We start from the raw sequence: 15,540 nt of genomic DNA on the forward strand, positions 1-15,540 counted from the left end.
TTCGACGTGGAGGCAATTGATCACGCATAGTAGGCCGTCTTTTCCGTTCGCCGGTTCCATGGGAGCCGGGCGCATACTGCAAAAAGCCTGGGACATGCTCACCCAGGCTCGGTCATATGATTCAACTATGGAGGCACTGTGAAGGCATTGCAAGGCGTTGACGGACATGTGGCTTGGGTCGAGGCGCAGCGCCCGACCTGTGACGCTGGCCAGGTGCGTATTCGCGTGGCCGCAGCGGGGCTGAACCGCGCCGATCTGCTGCAGATGAAAGGTTTGTATCCACCACCGCCAGGCGCCAGCCCTTACATGGGCCTGGAGTGCGCCGGGGTGATCGAGGAAGTGGGTGCCGGTGCCGACTGGCGGGTGGGTGACCGGGTGTGCGCGCTGCTGGCCAGCGGCGCCATGGCCGAGGAAGTGGTGGTGGATGCCCGCCACGTGCTGCCGGTGCCCGAAGGCCTGAGCCTGCACGAGGCGGCGGCGTTGCCGGAGGTGTATGCCACTGCCTGGCTGAACATCTTCCAGCTGGGTGGCGTTAAAGCCGGCGAGAAAGTGCTGGTGCACGCTGGCGCCAGCGGCGTTGGTTCGGCCGCCATCCAGCTGTGCAAGGCATTCGGCAGCCCGGTGTGGGTCAGCGTCGGTTCGCAGGACCGCCTGGCCTACTGCGAGGCGCTGGGCGCCGCCGGCGGTGTAGTACGCAACGAGAACCTGGAGGTGCTGGAAGGTTTCGGCCCGTTCGATGTGATTCTCGACCCGGTGGGCGCCAGCTACGGCGAGCTCAACCTCAAGCTGCTGGCGCGTGACGGGCGCTGGGTGATCATCGGCCTGATGGGCGGGCGCAAGTTCGAGCTGGACCTGGCACAGGTACTGGGCAAGCGCCTGGAAATTACCGGTTCCACGCTGCGCAACCGCGATGACGGCTTCAAGGCCGAACTGCTGCGCGAGTTGCAGCAGCAGGTGTGGCCGCTGTTTGCCGAAGGGCGCCTGTCGCCGCAGTTGGTGGACACCTACCCGGTGGAGTTTGCCCAGGCGGCGTATGCCGAGCTTGAGACCAACCAGGTGTCGGGCAAGCTGGTGATGGTGATAGACCCTAGCCTGATGTAAGCAGGCCTGGCCCTTTCGCGGGCACGCCCGCTCCCACAGGGACTCCACAATATTCAAGTTTGTGGTGACTCCTGTGGGAGCGGGCGTGCCCGCGAAGAGGCCCACACAAATCTTCAGCTCCAGCTCAGAACCGGCCAGCCATTGATCTCGGCATGCTCCCGCAACACCGCATCCGGGTTCACCACATGCGGATGATCCACCTTCAACAACAGCGGCAAATCGTTCCGCGAGTCGGAATAGAAACTCGCCCCCTCCAGGTTCTCCTGCTCCTGGTCCAGCCACTCCAGCAACCGCGTGATCTTCCCTTCGCGATAGGTCAGCACCCCATGGGTCTTGCCGGTATAAACCCCGTTCACCGCCTCCAGTTCGATCGCCAGGTATTCGTCCACCCCAAGCCGCGCCGCAATCGGCCCGACCAGGTGCGTACCCGACGCCGAAATGATCAGGATGCGATCACCGCGCTTGCGGTGCTCGGCAATGCAGCGGCAGGCGTCGCCGTAGATGATCGGCTCGATCACCTCTTCGACCCATGGCGCCACCAGGTGCTCGACCTCTTCCAGGGTGCGCCCGGCAATCGGCTCCAGGCTGAAGGCCATGTACTCCTCCATCCGCAGGTGGCCCCTGCCGTAGGCTTCCATCAACTCATGGTCGCGGCGCAGGAAATCCTTGCCGTCGACCCAGCCCAGCCGGGCCATCTGCTCGCTCCACAGCGACGCGCAGTCGCCGTGGATCAGGGTTTCGTCCAGATCGAAAATTGCCAGTGCCATGGTGTTGATTCTCCTTAGGCCACTTCTCGTAGCGCCGTGGGGTCGATCGACAAGCTTACCCGTTGCCCGTCCGCGTGCAGGTCGGACGGTGAGCGGTTGAGCACGTCGACCACCAGTTCCACCTCGCGCACCCGCACCCGGTAGCGGATCACGTTGCCCAGCAGGCTGTGGCTGCGCACTTCGGCGTCCATTTCGCCGTTGATGCCCAATGTGATCGACTCGGGGCGGATCGCCAGGCGGCTGGCCACCGGGCGCTGCAGCAGGCGGCTGGCGCTGTCGGCGTCGAGCAGGTTGTAGTTGCCGATGAAGCCGGCGGCAAACAGGTCCACCGGCGCGGTGTAGAGGGTTTCGGCATCGCCGCTCTGGACGATGCGGCCCTGGTTCATCAGGAAGATGCGGTCGGACATGGTCAGCGCCTCTTCCTGGTCGTGGGTGACGAAGATGGTGGTCAGCCCCAGCTCGCGCTGGATGGCGCGGATCTGCTCGCGCAGGTGCTTGCGGATGCGCGCATCCAGCGCCGACAGCGGCTCGTCGAGCAGCAGCAGGCGCGGGCGGGTGACCAGCGAACGGGCCAGGGCCACGCGCTGGCACTGGCCGCCGGACAACTGGTGCGGGTAGCGCCCGGCGAAGTTGCCCAGCTCCACCAGCTCCAGCGCCTCGCGTACCCGGGCCTGGCTTTCGTCGGCCTTGACCTTCTGCATGCGCAGGCCGAAGGCGACGTTCTGCTCCACGGTCATGTTGGGGAACAGCGCATAGCTCTGGAACACCATGCCGATACCGCGCTTTTGCGGGCTCAGCGGCACGATGTCCTGGCCGTCGAGCAGGATTTGCCCGCTGTCCACCGGGGTGAGCCCGGCGATGCAGCGCAGCAGCGTGGACTTGCCGCAACCGGACGGGCCAAGCAGGGTAACGAACTCGCCGCGTTCGATACGGCAGTCGATGTTCTCGAACACCGGGCTGCCGGCGTAGCTTTTTTGCAGTTTCTGTACGCTGACGAAGCTCATGTCAGGTCTTGTCCTTGTTCAGGCGGTTGGCGACCCAGGTCAGTACCAGCACGAAGGCGAAGTATGAGATCACCAGCGCGCTGTTGAAGTGGCCGCTGCTGTTGCGCATGTTGTTCAGGTACACCTGCAGGGTCTCGTAGCGGGTGCCGACCAGCAGGTTGGCGAACACGAACTCGCCGAACAGGAACGAGAACGACAGCAGCAGTGCCACCATCAGGCCCTTGCGCAGGTTCGGCAGCACCACCAGCAGCGCCGCCTGCCAGGTGCTGGCGCCCAGCAGCTGGGCGGCGTCCATCAGGTCGCGCAGGTTGATCGCCTGCAGGTTGTTGGTGATGGCCCGGTACATGAACGGCAGGGCAATGGTGAAGTAGCAGCCGATCAGGATCCACGGCGTGCCGACCATGGCCATGGGCCCGCTGCCATACAGCTGCAGCAGCCCCACCGACGACACCACCGGCGGCACCGCGAACGGCAGCAGGATGAGGATGTTCATCAGCGCGTCGAGCCTGGGGAAGTGGTAGTGCACCACGAACAGCAGCGGCAGGATCAGCACCACCGACAGCAGCAGCGCGCCCACGCACACCAGCAGCGACTGGCCGAAGGCAGCCAGGAAGCGCGGCTCGCTCCACAGCGCGATGTACCACTTGAAGGTCAGGCCGCTGGGCAGCAGGCTGGCCGACCAGCTGGTGGCCAGCGAGTAGAGCAGGGTGCCGGCCAGCGGCAGCAGCAGGATGAGGAACAGCAGGTAGACCACGGCGCGGTGGTACCAGCCGCCGGAACGGGCGTCAGCGCGCATGGTAGCTCCTTTTCAGCAGCCATTGATGCACCACCGTGACCAGCGTCATCAGCCCCACCAGGACCATCGCCAGGGCGCTGGCCAGGTTGGGATCGAGGCTGATGTCACCGGCCACCAGGCCGGCGATGCGGATCGGCAGTACGTTGAAGTTGCCGGTGGTCAGCGCGTACACGGTGGCATAGGCACCGAGGGCGTTGGCCAACAGGATGACGAAGGTGCCCAGCAGTGCCGGGGTCAGCACCGGCAGGCCGATGTGCCGCCAGAATTGCCAGTGGTTGGCGCCCAGCAGCGCGGCCGACTCGCGCCAGTCTTCACGCAGGGCGTCGAACGCGGGGTACAGCAGCAACACGCCAAGCGGGATCTGGAAGTAGGTGTACACCAGGATCAGCCCGCTCTTGGAATAGATGCTGAAGTCCTCCAGCAGGCCGACCTGCTTCAGCAGCAGGGTCAGCGCGCCGTTGAAACCGAGCAGGATGATGAAGGCGAAGGCCAGCGGCACACCGGCGAAGTTGCTGGTCATGTTGGCGAAGGCGCTGACGAAGTCGCGCAGCTTCGAGTCCACCTGGCGCAGCGAGTAGGCGCCGAGGGTGGCGATGACGATGCCGAACAGGCTCGACCAGAAGCTGATCTCCAGGCTGCGTTGCAGCGCCTGCAGGTAGAACTTCGAGGCGAATACCTTGCTGAAGTTGTCCACGCCCCAACCCGCTTCCGATTGCAGGCTGTTGATCGCCACCCAGGCCAGCGGGGCGATCTGGAAGATGACGAAGAACACGGCGAACGGTAGCAGGCAGAGCAGGGCCAGGTAGCGGCCACGGGCGCTGCTGCTCTTGGGTGTGGTCACTTCAGCAGCTCCCGGCAGACGCTCTTGTCATGCGCTGCGCCGAGCAGCTCGCAGATGGTCCCGCACAGCTCGGTCTGCAGCGGTTTGGCCGCTGGGTCGAGGCTGAAGGCATCGCCGAAGACGAACAGTGGCACTTCGCGCTCCTCGGTCAGCAGGCCATTGTGCGAGCGGTCGTTGTTCATGCCGTGGTCGGCGGTGACCAGTACCTGGTAGCCCTCTTCGAGCCAGCCTGGCAGGTAGTCGGCCAGCAGAATGTCGGCGCTGCGCGCGGCGTTGCGGTACTGGCTGCTGTCCAGGCCGTGATGGTGGCCGACATCGTCGATGCTCATCGGGTGCACCAGCAGGAAGTTGGGGGCGTGGCGGCGGCGCAGGTATTCGCCATCGGCCAGCAGGTGCGAATCGGGGTAACGGTCGTCCCAGTAGAACAGCCCGTGCTGGATCGGCAGTTTCGGTGCGTGGGTATGGCGGTCACGCTGCGGGTCGAAGGGCGAGCGGTTGTACAGTTCGCTCATCCAGTGATAGGCCGCCGCCGCAGTGCCCAGGTTGGCCTCGCGGGCGTAGTGGAACACGCTGCGCTGGTTGGACAGGCGGTTGACGTTGTTGTGCACGATGCCGCTGTCGATCGGCGGCACACCGGTGAGGATGCACTCGTACAGCGGCCGCGACAGCGACGGCAGTTCGCATTCCACGCGGTACAGCGCGGCACGGTCGGCCTCGACGTAGGCGTGCAGGTGGCCCATGGCGTGGTGGGCGACCTGATAGTTGAGGCCGTCGAGCAGGACCAGGATGACGTTGTGTTGCATGGTGGCTCCAGTCATAAACCGCGTTGCCTTCATCGCCGGCAAGCCAGCTCCCACAGGTCTACCACAGGATTCAGACCCAGTGGGGTACCTGTGGGAGCTGGCTTGCCGGCGATGAGGCCTGTTCAGGCGCTACAGAAGATAGCCCCTTACTCCATCTCGATGATCACCTGCTCCTGCCACATCTGCGGCAGTTTCTTCGAGCTCGCTTCCCAGGCCTCGGCATTCTTGATCGGCTGCGCGGCCTTGTACTGTTCGTTGGGCAGCAGCTTGGCCTGCACATCGTCCGGCAGCTTCAGGTGCTCGGCACGGATCGGCCGCGCATGCCCCTTGGCCAGGTTGATCTGCCCGGCGTCGCTGAAGATGTATTCACGCGTCAGCTTGGCCGCATTCGGGTGCTTGGCGTACTTGTTGATGACGGTGGTATAGCCGGAGATCACCGAGCCATCCGACGGGATCAGCACTTCGAAACGCTTGGGGTCGATCTGTTCACGGTAGCTCAGGCCGTTGAAGTCCCACACCACGCCCACTTCCACTTCGCCCTTCTCCAGGGTCTGGATGGTCGGGTTGGCCAGCGACAGGCGCTTCTGCTGGGCCAGCTTGGTGAACAGCTGCAGGCCCGGTGCCAGGTTGGTCTCGTCACCCTTGTAGGCGATCGCAGCAGCCAGCACGCCGTTGGCGGCCTGGGCAGCGGTGCCGACATCACCGATGGCGACCTTGTACTTGCCTTTTTCCAGGTCATGCCAGGAGGTTGGCCGCTCGCCTTCCTTGACCAGGTCCTTGTTGATGATGAAGGCGATGGTGCCGGTATAGGCCAGCGCCCAGTGGCCGTCCTTGTCCTTGGCCCACGTCGGCACCTGGTCCCAGGTGCTCGGCTTGTACGGCTGGCTCACGCCCTTGCTCACGGCGATCGGGCCGAAGGCGGCACCCACGTCGCCGATGTCGGCGCTGGCGTTGTCCTTCTCGGCTTCGAACTTGGCGATTTCCTGGGCCGAGCTCATGTCGGTGTCGCTGTGCTTGAGGCCGTACTTGCTGGCCAGATCTTCCCAGGTGCCTTTCCAGTTGGCCCAGGCATCGGGCATGCCCACGCTGTTGACGTTGCCTTCCTTGCGGGCGGCGTCTTCCAGGGCCTTGAGGTCGGTATCGGCGGCCATGGCCGTGGTACACAGGGCGATGGCCGAACCGAGCAGTGACGCCATGAACAACTTTTTCATCCGAAGCTCCTTGGGTGGGTGCCTTTAGCGATGGTTGTTATGAGTGAAGCCGTTGTCTGGTGACCGTTGGTCTAGGTCAGCAAACCTTGAGCCAAGGTAGGCTGCTTGCGTGACAGTTTGATGTAGGGAAGGGCCGGTGAAGGCCCTGAAGCTACAGCGTAGACCACGCAGCCGCCCCGGTTCTGCTGGGTTGGCGCGTTTCTGGCAGTGTCTGGCCAAAGCCTTTGTCACAGGATGTTCATCAGCCCTGCCTAGGCTTGCACTATTCTCCAAGTGCCCTGTTCTGGGGCTGGACTAGTCCAGATAGGTAACCTTTGATGCAGTCGATGCCACCGCGTGCGGTAACAGCCATCTGTCACGCTCTGCAGGAGCAGATCGAGCACGGCCTGCTGGCGCCGGGCGGCAAGCTGCCGGCCGAGCGCAAGCTCAGCGAGGTGTTCGATACCACGCGCATTACCCTGCGTGAGGCGCTGGTGCAGCTGGAAGCCCAGGGGCTGATCTACCGCGAAGAGCGTCGCGGCTGGTTCGTCGCGCCCGAACGGCTGACCTACGACCTGATCGAGCGCAGCCACTTCCATGCCATGGTCCGCGACCAGGGGCGGGCGCCCAGTACCGAACTGTTGTCGGCGCGGCTGCAGCCGGCCTCGGCGGCCATCTGTGCGCGCTTGCAGCTGCCGGCGTTGTCCAGTGTGGTGCGTATCTGCCGGTTACGGCGGATCGATGGGCGGGCAGTGCTGTATGCCGAGCACTACCTCAACCCCCGGTACTTCCCGGAGATTCTCGAACAGGACCTGGCCCAGTCGCTGACCGAGATTTATGGGCGGGTGTATGGCATCCAGTATGGGCAGGTGTGCTTCGAGATCTTGCCGACGGCGTTGCCGGTGGAGGCGGCCAGTGCCTTGAAGGTGTCGGCGGGAAGCCCAGGGTTGCATATCACCCGGGTCAACAGTGACCAGCATGGGCACCTGATCGACTGCGACCTGGAGTATTGGCGGCATGATGCCATCCGCATCCGCGCCCAGGCGGGTTGACCATGGTTTTTTGGGGCTGCTTTGCAGCCCATCGCCGGCAAGCCAGCTCCCACCCCGAAAGCATCGGCCTCGAGCCATGCGCTATCCCTGTGGGAGCTGGCTTGCCGGCGATAGGGTCCTAACTGGCGGAACCGGTTTCCGCCATCCCGCCACCCCCGGCCGTCACCACCTGCACCGACAACCGCGGCGTAGCCAAATCCAGCCCCGCCTCATCCAGCTGCCGCTTCAACGCCAGGTTGAACGCCCGCGACACCTCCCACTGCTTGATCGGCGCAGTCTTGAACCGCGCCCGCAAGATCGCCGACCCCGACTCGAAGCTCTCCACCCCCTGCAGCTCCAGCGGCGACCAGATGTTGCGGCGCATCAGCGGGTCGTTGCGCAGCTTCTGCCCCACTTCGCGAATCAGCGTGATCGCCTGGTCGATGTTCATGCTGTGCGGGATCGCCACGCGGAAGATCGCGTAACCGAACTCGCGGGAGTAGTTCTTGATGCTCTTGATCTCGCTGAACGGGATGGTATGCACGATGCCGTCGATGTCACGCAGGCGCACGGTACGGATGGTCAGCCCCTCCACCGTGCCCAGGTGCCCACCCACATCGACGTAGTCGTCGATGGCCAGCGAGTCCTCGATGATGATGAACAGCCCGGTGATCAGGTCGGCCACCAGTGACTGCGCACCAAAGCCGATGGCCAGGCCGATTACACCGGCACCCGCCAGCAGCGGGGTGACGTTCATGCCCATGTTGGCCAGGGCGACGATCACCGCGATGATGAAGATGACCACGAACATCACGTTGCGGATCAACGGCATCATGGTTTGCGCGCGGGCGTTGGCCAGGCCTCGGCGCGAGCGCACCAGGGCGTGGTGCACGGCGGTGTCGGCAAGGATCCACACCAGCCAGGCGACGATCAGCGTGCCGGCCAGGCCCAGCAGGCGCACGCTTATGTCGTGGCCGTCGCCCTCGGCGAAGCTGATCATCGACAGGCCCCACACGCGCAGCCCCAACTCGATGAACACCAGCCAGATGAACAGGTGCACCAGCAGGTAACCGAAGTTGCGCAGGCGCTCGGCGTACACCGCCTGGCGCTTGTTGGCGCGCTTGGGGTTGGCTGCGTGGCGGCGCACCAGGCCGTTTAGCACCATGCACACCACCACCAGCACCGTGCACATCAGCGACTGGCGCAGGGCGGTGCTGGTGTCGCCGGCCGAGATAAAGGTAGCGAACAGCGAAATCGCCACCAGGATCAGTGCCGGCACGAACCAGAAGCTGCCGAGGATCTCGATGGTGTCGCTGAGGGTGCGTCGGGTCAGGCGCCGTGACAGTGGCTGGTTGCGAATCAGGTGGGCGATCGGGCGGCGGAAGCGCAGGATGAACAGCCCGGTGCACAGCGCCGCAATCACGTTGGCCAGGGTGGCCAGTGCGTGGGCCAGGTGGGTGCCGAGGGCGACCATCAGGCGCGGGTCGCTCATCGCTTCGCCAAACGCGGCGAAGCTGCCGATCAGCCACAGCGGGCGAAACGCCTGGTGGCGCAGGATGTGCAGGGCGCGGTGGCGGTGGGGGCCGTCGAGCAGCGAGAAGGCGACCACGCAGATGGCCGAGAAGCAGGTGCCGACCACCAGTGCGTAGGCCAGCACCATGGCCAGCGACTTGCCCAGCGACGGCGGCAGCACGAAGCTCAGGTACACGGTGAACAACAGCGCAACCAGCCACGGGCCCAGCTTGCGCAGGGCAAAGCGCACCAGGTCCCAGGTGCGCGGGTGCTGTGGCAGTTCCTCGCTCAGGCCAAAACGCAGGCGTACCCGATGCCCGACCCAGTTGAAGGCGTAGGCCAGCACGCTCCAGACGGCAATGACGGCGGCAAAGCCGAACAGGATGGCCGGCCACTGGTGCACCGGCACCATCAACTCGGTCAGTTCGGCCTGGGCCTGTTCGATTTCCGCGGCCCAGCGATGGAACGGGCTGGCATCGCCGCTGAACTGCTTTTCGAAGTCATGCAGGGCGCCGCCGATCAGGCCGAGCACGCCCTGTTCGACGGTGGGTTGCGATTGCCTGGTGGCGTCGCGCAGCTTTTTCAGGTCGGCCAGCAACTTGGCCCGCTGCTGGTCGTTTTCCAGGTTCTTGATCACCTCGTCCAGCGACTTGCCCAGCGGTTCGCTGGCCTCAGGTTGCGCGGGCGCGCTGCCACCCAGCAGGCCTGGCAGGCCCGCAGCCTGTAACGGGGTGACAAACAGGAACAGCAGCAGGAACAGGCAACGCAGGAGGGCAGGCACTGGCAAAACTACCTCAGGTCAAACGATTGGCCGAGTGTAGAGGTTTATGACGGCAGTTTCTCGAGGATCTTCCAGCAGGTGAGGCCGAAGATGCCCAAGGTACCGATCCACATCATCAGTACGCCGATGTTGCGCTCGCGCAGGCTGAAACCGATGGTCAGCAGCATCAGGAACAGAAACACCGGCACGAACAGGGACAGGAACGGGGACATGGACAGCAATCCTTTTGCAGTGGGGCCATGTAACAAGCATAGCGGGTAGCGGGCGAAGCGGGATTGACCTTGAGCAGGCCCGGCCTCTTCGCGGGCATGCCCGCTCCCACAGGTACTGCACAGACCTTGAATGCTGTGATGATCCTGTGGGAGCGGGCGAGCCCGCGAAGAGGCCAGGCCTGTTTGCATCAAGGCATCAAGGCAACTCGCGGCAACGGTAGAAGGCGCTCAGCACCTTCACCAGGTGCGCCAGGTCATGGCTACCGCACAGCTCGCGAATCGAATGCATGGCAAAGGTCGGCAAGCCGATATCCACCGTACGCACGCCCAGGTGGCTGGCTGCAATCGGCCCGATGGTCGAGCCACAGCCCATGTCGCTGCGTACCACGAAGCTCTGCACCGGCACTTCCTCGGCCATGCACAGGTGGCGGAAGAACCCGGCGGTCTCGCTGTTGGTAGCGTAGCGCTGGTTGTTGTTCACCTTGATTACCGGCCCGGCGTTGAGCTTGGGCCCGTGGTTGCCGTCGTGCTTGTCGGCGTAGTTGGGGTGCACGCCGTGTGCGTTGTCGGCCGACACCATCAGCGAGCGCTGGATGGTGCGCACGTAGGCGTCGCCATCCGGCAGCAGGCGTTGCAGGGTCTGCTCCAGCATCGGCCCGTCGGCGCCACAGGCCGAGCAACTGCCGACTTCTTCATGGTCGTTGCACACCAGTACGCAGGTTTCGTCGCTGTCGGCGGCCAGCAGTGCCTGCAGGCCGGCATAGCACGACAACAGGTTGTCCAGGCGCGCACCGGCGATGAAGTCGCCGTTCAGGCCGACCAGCGCGGCATCCTGGGTGTCGTAGAAGCTCAGCTCGTAATCCAGCACCACATCGGCGATCAGCTCGTGCTCGCGGGCCAGTTGCTCGGTGAGCAGGGCGCGGAAGTCGATGCGCTCGTCACCCGCCACCTGGGCCAGGATCGGCGGCAGCTCGTTCTGCGGGTTGATCGCCCAGCCTTCGTTGGCGGTGCGGTTGAGATGGATTGCCAGGTTGGGGATGACCGCGATCGGCAGCTTGAAGTCGATCAGCTGGCTTTCGACCTTGCCGTCACGGCGGTAGGTGACCCGGCCGGCCAGCGACAGGTCGCGGTCGAACCATGGCGCCAGCAGGGCGCCGCCATACACTTCGACGCCCAGTTGCAGGAAGCCCTGGCGCTGCAGCTCGGGCTGCGGCTTGACCCGCAGGCACGGGCTGTCGGTGTGGGCGCCGACCATGCGGATACCGTTCAGCAACGGTGCCTGCTTGCCCAGCTTGATGGCGATGATCGACGAGTCGTTGCGGGTGACGTAGTAGCGGCCGCCAGGCACTGTGGCCCAGCTGTCGCGCTCGTCCAGGCGCTGGTAGCCGGCAGCTTCCAGGCGCTGGGCCAGGCTGGCGGTGGCGTGGAAGGGCGTGGGGGAGGCCTTGAGGAAATCGATAAGGCCAGAATTCAGTACGTCGCGCATAGCTCACTCCAGACAGCAGTGGCGCGAGTTTAGCGTATTAGGTCGACAAATTGTGTCTGCCTCTTCGCGGCTAAAGCCGCTCCCACAGGTACTGCACAACCGTCGAAAGCGGTGCGGTCCCTGTGGGAGCGGCTTTAGCCGCGAAGAGGCCAGTACAGGCTGTACACAATCAGAAAGGCGCAGGGCACTCGAACTTCAACCGCTCCCCGGACACCGGGTGGGTAAAGCTCAGCATCGAGGCATGCAGGCACAGCCGCTCGTGGGCAGCCAGTGCCTCGGGGTTGGCATACAGCCGGTCGCCCAGCAACGGGTGCCCGATCGACAGCATGTGCACGCGCAACTGGTGCGAACGCCCGGTAATCGGTGTCAGCTCTACCCGGCAGTAATCACCGCAGCGCTCGACGATGCGCCAGAAGGTCAGCGCATGCTTGCCCTGTTCGTGGTCCACCACATGCCGTGGCTTGGTCGGCGGGTCGTAGCGCAGCGGCAGGTCGATGCTGCCGCTGTCCAGCGCCGGCTGGCCCCAGCACAGCGCGGTGTAGGCCTTTTCGGTTTCGCGGTCGTGGAACTGGCGCGACAGCTCACGGTGGCTGTCGGCATCCCGGGCCAGCAGGATGATGCCGGAAGTTTCCCAGTCCAGGCGGTGCACGATCAACGCGTCGGGGTAGCCGTTTTCCTGCAGGCGAGTGATCAGGCAGTCCTTGTTGTCCTCGGCGCGGCCGGGTACCGACAGCAGCAGGGTCGGTTTGTTGATCACCAGGATGGCGGCGTCTTCGTGCAGGATCTGGATGTTGGACAGCGGCATTGCTTGGTCTCGGTTATATCGGGGAAAACACTGGGGCCGCCTTGCGGCCCATCGCGACACAAGGCCGCTCCTACAGGGTTATGCATTTCCCCTGTAGGAGCGGCCTTGTGTCGCGATGGGCTGCAAAGCAGCCCCAATGATTAAAGCCTGGTCGCCGGATCAGCGATCCGGCAAGGTGATGTTCAGCTCCAGAATCGAGCAGCTACCCTGGTTTTCCAGCTCGATATGCACATCATCGTTGCCGATGTTCACATATTTGCGGATCACTTCCAGCAGTTCTTTCTGCAGCGCTGGCAGGTAGTCCGGTTCGCTGCGTTGGCCGCGCTCGTGCGCCACGATGATCTGTAGACGCTCTTTCGCTACCGACGCGCTGGTAGTTTTCTGTCTGCCACGAAAGAAGTCAAAAAGGTTCATGGTTTACTTGCCTCCAAACAGGCGCGCGAAGAATCCTTGCTTCGGCACTTCGATGAACCGCAGGGGCTTTTCTTTGCCCAGCAGACGGTCGACGGTATCGCTATAGGCCTGGCCGGCATCGCTCTGGTCGTCGAGGATGACCGGGATACCCTGGTTGGAAGCCTTGAGCACTGCCTGGCTCTCGGGGATCACACCCTTGAGCTTGATCGCCAGGATCTCTTCGACGTCGGCGATGCTCAGCATTTCGCCCTTTTCCACGCGCTCCGGGTGGTAGCGGGTGATCAGCAGGTGTTCCTTGATCGGCTCTTCGCCGTTCTCGGAGCGGCGCGACTTGCTCGACAGGATGCCCAGCATGCGGTCGGAGTCACGTACCGAGGACACCTCGGGGTTGGTGACCACGACGGCTTCGTCGGCAAAGTACATGGCCAGGTGTGCGCCTTTCTCGATACCGGCCGGCGAGTCGCAGATGACGAAGTCGAAGTCTTTCTTCAGCTCCATCAGGACCTTTTCCACGCCTTCCTGGGTCAGCGCGTCCTTGTCACGGGTCTGGCTGGCGGCCAGCACGTACAGGTTCTCGAGGCGCTTGTCCTTGATCAGGGCCTGTTGCAGGTTGGCTTCGCCGTTGACCACGTTGACGAAGTCGTACACCACGCGGCGTTCGCAGCCCATGATCAGGTCGAGGTTACGCAGGCCCACGTCGAAGTCGACGATGACGGTCTTGTGGCCACGCAGTGCGAGGCCGGTACCAATGGCGGCGCTGGTGGTGGTCTTGCCCACACCCCCCTTGCCGGAAGTAACCACGATAATCTTGGCCAAGGTGTTTCACCCCTAAAATAATCGGGACACAAGTCCCTGCAAAAATACAAATAAACGGCAACGGTAAGAAAAGTTGCACTAAAAATGCTGGCAAGTATCCGTTAAAGACGGGTGATGTTCAACACGTCGCCAGACAGGCTGACTTGCACGCCAGTGCCCCACAGCGGGTCGCGGCGCAGGTCTTCGCATACCTTGTACTGGCCGGCGATGGAGACCATTTCGGCGGTCATCTGCTGGCAGAAGATACGTGCCTTGGTATTGCCTTTGATGCCGGCCAGGGCGCGGCCGCGCATGGCGCCGTACACATGGATGTTGCCATCGGCCAGAAGTTCCGCCCCCGGGCTGACCGAACCGGTCACCACCAGGTCGCCGCCCTGGGCGTAGATCTGCTGGCCGCCACGTACTGGCGAAGTGATGATGCGGGTCGGGCGCACCTCGGGTTCGAGGATTGGCGGCGGGACAGGGGCCGGCTCGGGCTTCTTCACCTCGGGTTCGGGCTCCAGCGGCCGTTCGCGGGCGCCGGATGGCGGCAGCACCGGCAGGTCGATGGCGATGGCGGCGGCGATGTCCTCGATGCGGTTGGCGCGGATGGCCAGGGTACGCAGGCCGTGGTGGCGGCAGATCCGCATCAAGCCGGGCAGGTCGATTGCCCCCTCGTCGGCCGGCAGCTTGTCCAGCGCCAGCACCAGCGGCGTGTTGCTGAAGAAGTTCGGTGCCTGGGCGACTTTGGCCGCCAGTTGGCGGTCGAGGGCTTCAAGGTCATTGCGCGCCAGTTCCAGCACTGTAATGGCGAGCATGCTGCCCTTGAGCTGGAACACGGAGGCGGTGTCGGGTGTGTGGTTTGGGCTCATGGTCTGCATAGACGGCTTGTTGCGAAAAAAGTGCCCTGACTTATAACGATAAGACCGGTTGCCCGCAACATGCGCTGATCCGTTGTAGAATGCGCGGCCTTTGTCTTTCCGGAAGCTTCAATGGAACGCCCGCGTTTTCGTCCCTATTTCCTTCACCCACGTTTCTGGGGCCTGTGGCTGGGCCTGGGCCTGCTGTGGCTGGTGGTCCAGTTGCCGTACCGGGTCCTGTTGAAAGTCGGTGCCGCGCTGGGAGCGGTGATGTACCGCTTTGCCGGGGAGCGGCGGCGCATTGCCGCGCGCAACCTGGAGCTGTGCTTCCCGGAGCTGTCGGTCGACGAACGGCAGCGCCTGCTCAAGGCCAACTTCGCCTCCACCGGTATCGCCTTCTTCGAAATGGCCATGAGCTGGTGGTGGCCCAAGGCCCGGCTGGCGCGTCTGGCCCATGTCGAGGGGCTGGAGCACCTGCAGGCCGCCCAGCAGGCGGGGCAGGGGGCCATCCTGATGGCGGTGCACTTCACCACCCTGGAAATCGGCGCCGCGCTACTGGGCCAGCAGCACACCATCGACGGCATGTACCGCGAGCACGGCAACCCGCTGTTCGACTTCATCCAGCGCAGCGGCCGCGAGCGGCATAACCTCGACTCGCTGGCGGTGGAGCGCGAGGACGTGCGCGGCATGCTCAAGCTGCTGCGTTCGGGCCGGGCGATCTGGTACGCACCCGACCAGGACTACGGCGCCAAGCAGAGCCTGTTCGTGCCACTGTTCGGCATCCCGGCGGCGACGGTGACCGCCACCACCAAGTTTGCCCGGTTGGGCAAGGCACAGGTGATTCCGTTCACCCAGAAGCGCCTGGAGGATGGCAGCGGCTATCGCCTGGTGATCCACCCGCCGCTGGCGGATTTCCCCGGGGAGAGCGAAGAGGCTGACTGCCTGCGCATCAACCAGTGGGTGGAAAGCGTGTTGCGCGAATGCCCCGAGCAGTACCTGTGGGCGCACCGCCGGTTCAAGTCGCGGCCCGAAGGGGAGCCGCGGCTGTATGACAAGAAGAAGCGCTGAATTTTGTTTTGCCTGTGCCGGCCTATTCGCGGGCGCGCCCGCTCCCACAGGTTCTCCACAGGCCTTGAAGGCTG

Annotated in this window: 16 protein-coding genes; 3 read left to right on the top strand and 13 right to left on the bottom strand. The window is 64.1% G+C overall.

From position 1 onward, the window contains the following. The first annotated feature begins 138 nt into the window (after nt 1-138). Nucleotides 139-1,101: an NAD(P)H-quinone oxidoreductase gene (locus CAG44_RS14580; RefSeq protein WP_085692393.1), complete on the top strand. Its 963-nt coding sequence runs from the start codon at nt 139-141 to the stop codon at nt 1,099-1,101. Between the two features lie 113 nt (nt 1,102-1,214). Here the strand turns inward: CAG44_RS14580 and CAG44_RS14585 are convergent, their stop codons facing one another. The 6 genes from CAG44_RS14585 to CAG44_RS14610 form a co-directional block, all read right to left on the bottom strand. Beyond that, the gene (locus CAG44_RS14585; RefSeq protein ID WP_085692394.1) at nt 1,215-1,868 is read right to left on the bottom strand and encodes an HAD family phosphatase; all 654 of its coding nucleotides are present in this window, start codon (nt 1,866-1,868) and stop codon (nt 1,215-1,217) included. Between the two features lie 14 nt (nt 1,869-1,882). Continuing rightward, nucleotides 1,883-2,872, bottom strand: a complete 990-nt coding sequence (locus CAG44_RS14590) for an ABC transporter ATP-binding protein (protein WP_085692395.1) — start codon at nt 2,870-2,872, stop codon at nt 1,883-1,885. A gap of 1 nt (nt 2,873) precedes the next feature. After that, nucleotides 2,874-3,668 (bottom strand): ABC transporter permease, encoded by a 795-nt coding sequence (locus tag CAG44_RS14595; protein ID WP_013971414.1) that lies wholly within the window; start codon nt 3,666-3,668, stop codon nt 2,874-2,876. Further along, nucleotides 3,658-4,509, bottom strand: a complete 852-nt coding sequence (locus CAG44_RS14600) for an ABC transporter permease subunit (RefSeq protein ID WP_046616725.1) — start codon at nt 4,507-4,509, stop codon at nt 3,658-3,660. The genes CAG44_RS14595 and CAG44_RS14600 overlap by 11 nt, the downstream gene beginning before the upstream one ends. Then, nucleotides 4,506-5,312: an alkaline phosphatase family protein gene (locus CAG44_RS14605; RefSeq protein WP_085601816.1), complete on the bottom strand. Its 807-nt coding sequence runs from the start codon at nt 5,310-5,312 to the stop codon at nt 4,506-4,508. Before CAG44_RS14605 ends, CAG44_RS14600 begins: the two co-directional genes overlap by 4 nt. 146 nt (nt 5,313-5,458) lie before the next feature. Beyond that, complete coding sequence (locus tag CAG44_RS14610) at nt 5,459-6,523, bottom strand: ABC transporter substrate-binding protein (RefSeq protein ID WP_085692396.1); 1,065 nt, start codon at nt 6,521-6,523, stop codon at nt 5,459-5,461. 317 nt (nt 6,524-6,840) lie between these two features. Here CAG44_RS14610 and phnR point away from each other — a divergent pair, with 317 nt between their 5' ends. Next, nucleotides 6,841-7,554: a phosphonate utilization transcriptional regulator PhnR gene (gene phnR, locus CAG44_RS14615; protein WP_085692397.1), complete on the top strand. Its 714-nt coding sequence runs from the start codon at nt 6,841-6,843 to the stop codon at nt 7,552-7,554. A 118-nt stretch (nt 7,555-7,672) separates the two neighbouring features. Here the strand turns inward: phnR and CAG44_RS14620 are convergent, their stop codons facing one another. From CAG44_RS14620 to minC, 7 genes are all read right to left on the bottom strand, one after another. Further along, the gene (locus CAG44_RS14620) at nt 7,673-9,826 is read right to left on the bottom strand and encodes a mechanosensitive ion channel family protein (protein ID WP_085692398.1); all 2,154 of its coding nucleotides are present in this window, start codon (nt 9,824-9,826) and stop codon (nt 7,673-7,675) included. A 44-nt stretch (nt 9,827-9,870) separates the two neighbouring features. Next, complete coding sequence (locus tag CAG44_RS28955; protein WP_170929313.1) at nt 9,871-10,038, bottom strand: hypothetical protein; 168 nt, start codon at nt 10,036-10,038, stop codon at nt 9,871-9,873. Nucleotides 10,039-10,234: 196 nt separating this feature from the next. After that, nucleotides 10,235-11,524, bottom strand: coding sequence for a M18 family aminopeptidase (locus CAG44_RS14625; RefSeq protein ID WP_025338066.1), 1,290 nt, complete (start codon nt 11,522-11,524; stop codon nt 10,235-10,237). Between the two features lie 169 nt (nt 11,525-11,693). Next, nucleotides 11,694-12,329 carry an RluA family pseudouridine synthase gene (locus CAG44_RS14630; protein ID WP_011532730.1) on the bottom strand — a complete coding sequence of 212 codons (636 nt, stop codon included), beginning with the start codon at nt 12,327-12,329 and terminating at the stop codon, nt 11,694-11,696. Between the two features lie 159 nt (nt 12,330-12,488). Continuing rightward, nucleotides 12,489-12,743 (bottom strand): cell division topological specificity factor MinE, encoded by a 255-nt coding sequence (gene minE, locus CAG44_RS14635; RefSeq protein WP_025338068.1) that lies wholly within the window; start codon nt 12,741-12,743, stop codon nt 12,489-12,491. A 3-nt stretch (nt 12,744-12,746) separates the two neighbouring features. Continuing rightward, nucleotides 12,747-13,559 (bottom strand): septum site-determining protein MinD, encoded by an 813-nt coding sequence (gene minD, locus CAG44_RS14640; RefSeq protein WP_013971423.1) that lies wholly within the window; start codon nt 13,557-13,559, stop codon nt 12,747-12,749. Nucleotides 13,560-13,660: 101 nt separating this feature from the next. Beyond that, on the bottom strand, nt 13,661-14,419 hold the full coding sequence (gene minC, locus CAG44_RS14645) for a septum site-determining protein MinC (protein WP_025338069.1): 759 nt from the start codon (nt 14,417-14,419) through the stop codon (nt 13,661-13,663). 111 nt (nt 14,420-14,530) lie between these two features. On the opposite strand from minC, the gene CAG44_RS14650 reads away from it, so the two are divergent. Continuing rightward, a complete protein-coding gene (locus CAG44_RS14650; RefSeq protein ID WP_024086430.1) occupies nt 14,531-15,466 on the top strand; it encodes a lipid A biosynthesis lauroyl acyltransferase in 936 nt (311 codons plus the stop codon). Nucleotides 15,467-15,540: the final 74 nt, after the last annotated feature.

The sequence above is a fragment of the Pseudomonas sp. B13(2017) genome (assembly GCF_002113245.1).
GTDB lineage: Bacteria > Pseudomonadota > Gammaproteobacteria > Pseudomonadales > Pseudomonadaceae > Aquipseudomonas > Aquipseudomonas putida_Z.

What these genes read in the sequence shown, in the direction of transcription:
- CAG44_RS14585 (WP_085692394.1), bottom strand. Translation starts at nt 1,868, where the DNA reads ATGGCACTGGCAATTTTCGATCTGGACGAAACCCTGATCCACGGCGAC.
- CAG44_RS14590 (WP_085692395.1), bottom strand. Translation starts at nt 2,872, where the DNA reads ATGAGCTTCGTCAGCGTACAGAAACTGCAAAAAAGCTACGCCGGCAGC.
- CAG44_RS14595 (WP_013971414.1), bottom strand. Translation starts at nt 3,668, where the DNA reads ATGCGCGCTGACGCCCGTTCCGGCGGCTGGTACCACCGCGCCGTGGTC.
- CAG44_RS14605 (WP_085601816.1), bottom strand. Translation starts at nt 5,312, where the DNA reads ATGCAACACAACGTCATCCTGGTCCTGCTCGACGGCCTCAACTATCAG.
- CAG44_RS14610 (WP_085692396.1), bottom strand. Translation starts at nt 6,523, where the DNA reads ATGAAAAAGTTGTTCATGGCGTCACTGCTCGGTTCGGCCATCGCCCTG.
- phnR (WP_085692397.1), top strand. Translation starts at nt 6,841, where the DNA reads ATGCAGTCGATGCCACCGCGTGCGGTAACAGCCATCTGTCACGCTCTG.
- CAG44_RS28955 (WP_170929313.1), bottom strand. Translation starts at nt 10,038, where the DNA reads ATGTCCCCGTTCCTGTCCCTGTTCGTGCCGGTGTTTCTGTTCCTGATG.
- CAG44_RS14625 (WP_025338066.1), bottom strand. Translation starts at nt 11,524, where the DNA reads ATGCGCGACGTACTGAATTCTGGCCTTATCGATTTCCTCAAGGCCTCC.
- CAG44_RS14630 (WP_011532730.1), bottom strand. Translation starts at nt 12,329, where the DNA reads ATGCCGCTGTCCAACATCCAGATCCTGCACGAAGACGCCGCCATCCTG.
- minE (WP_025338068.1), bottom strand. Translation starts at nt 12,743, where the DNA reads ATGAACCTTTTTGACTTCTTTCGTGGCAGACAGAAAACTACCAGCGCG.
- minC (WP_025338069.1), bottom strand. Translation starts at nt 14,419, where the DNA reads ATGCAGACCATGAGCCCAAACCACACACCCGACACCGCCTCCGTGTTC.
- CAG44_RS14650 (WP_024086430.1), top strand. Translation starts at nt 14,531, where the DNA reads ATGGAACGCCCGCGTTTTCGTCCCTATTTCCTTCACCCACGTTTCTGG.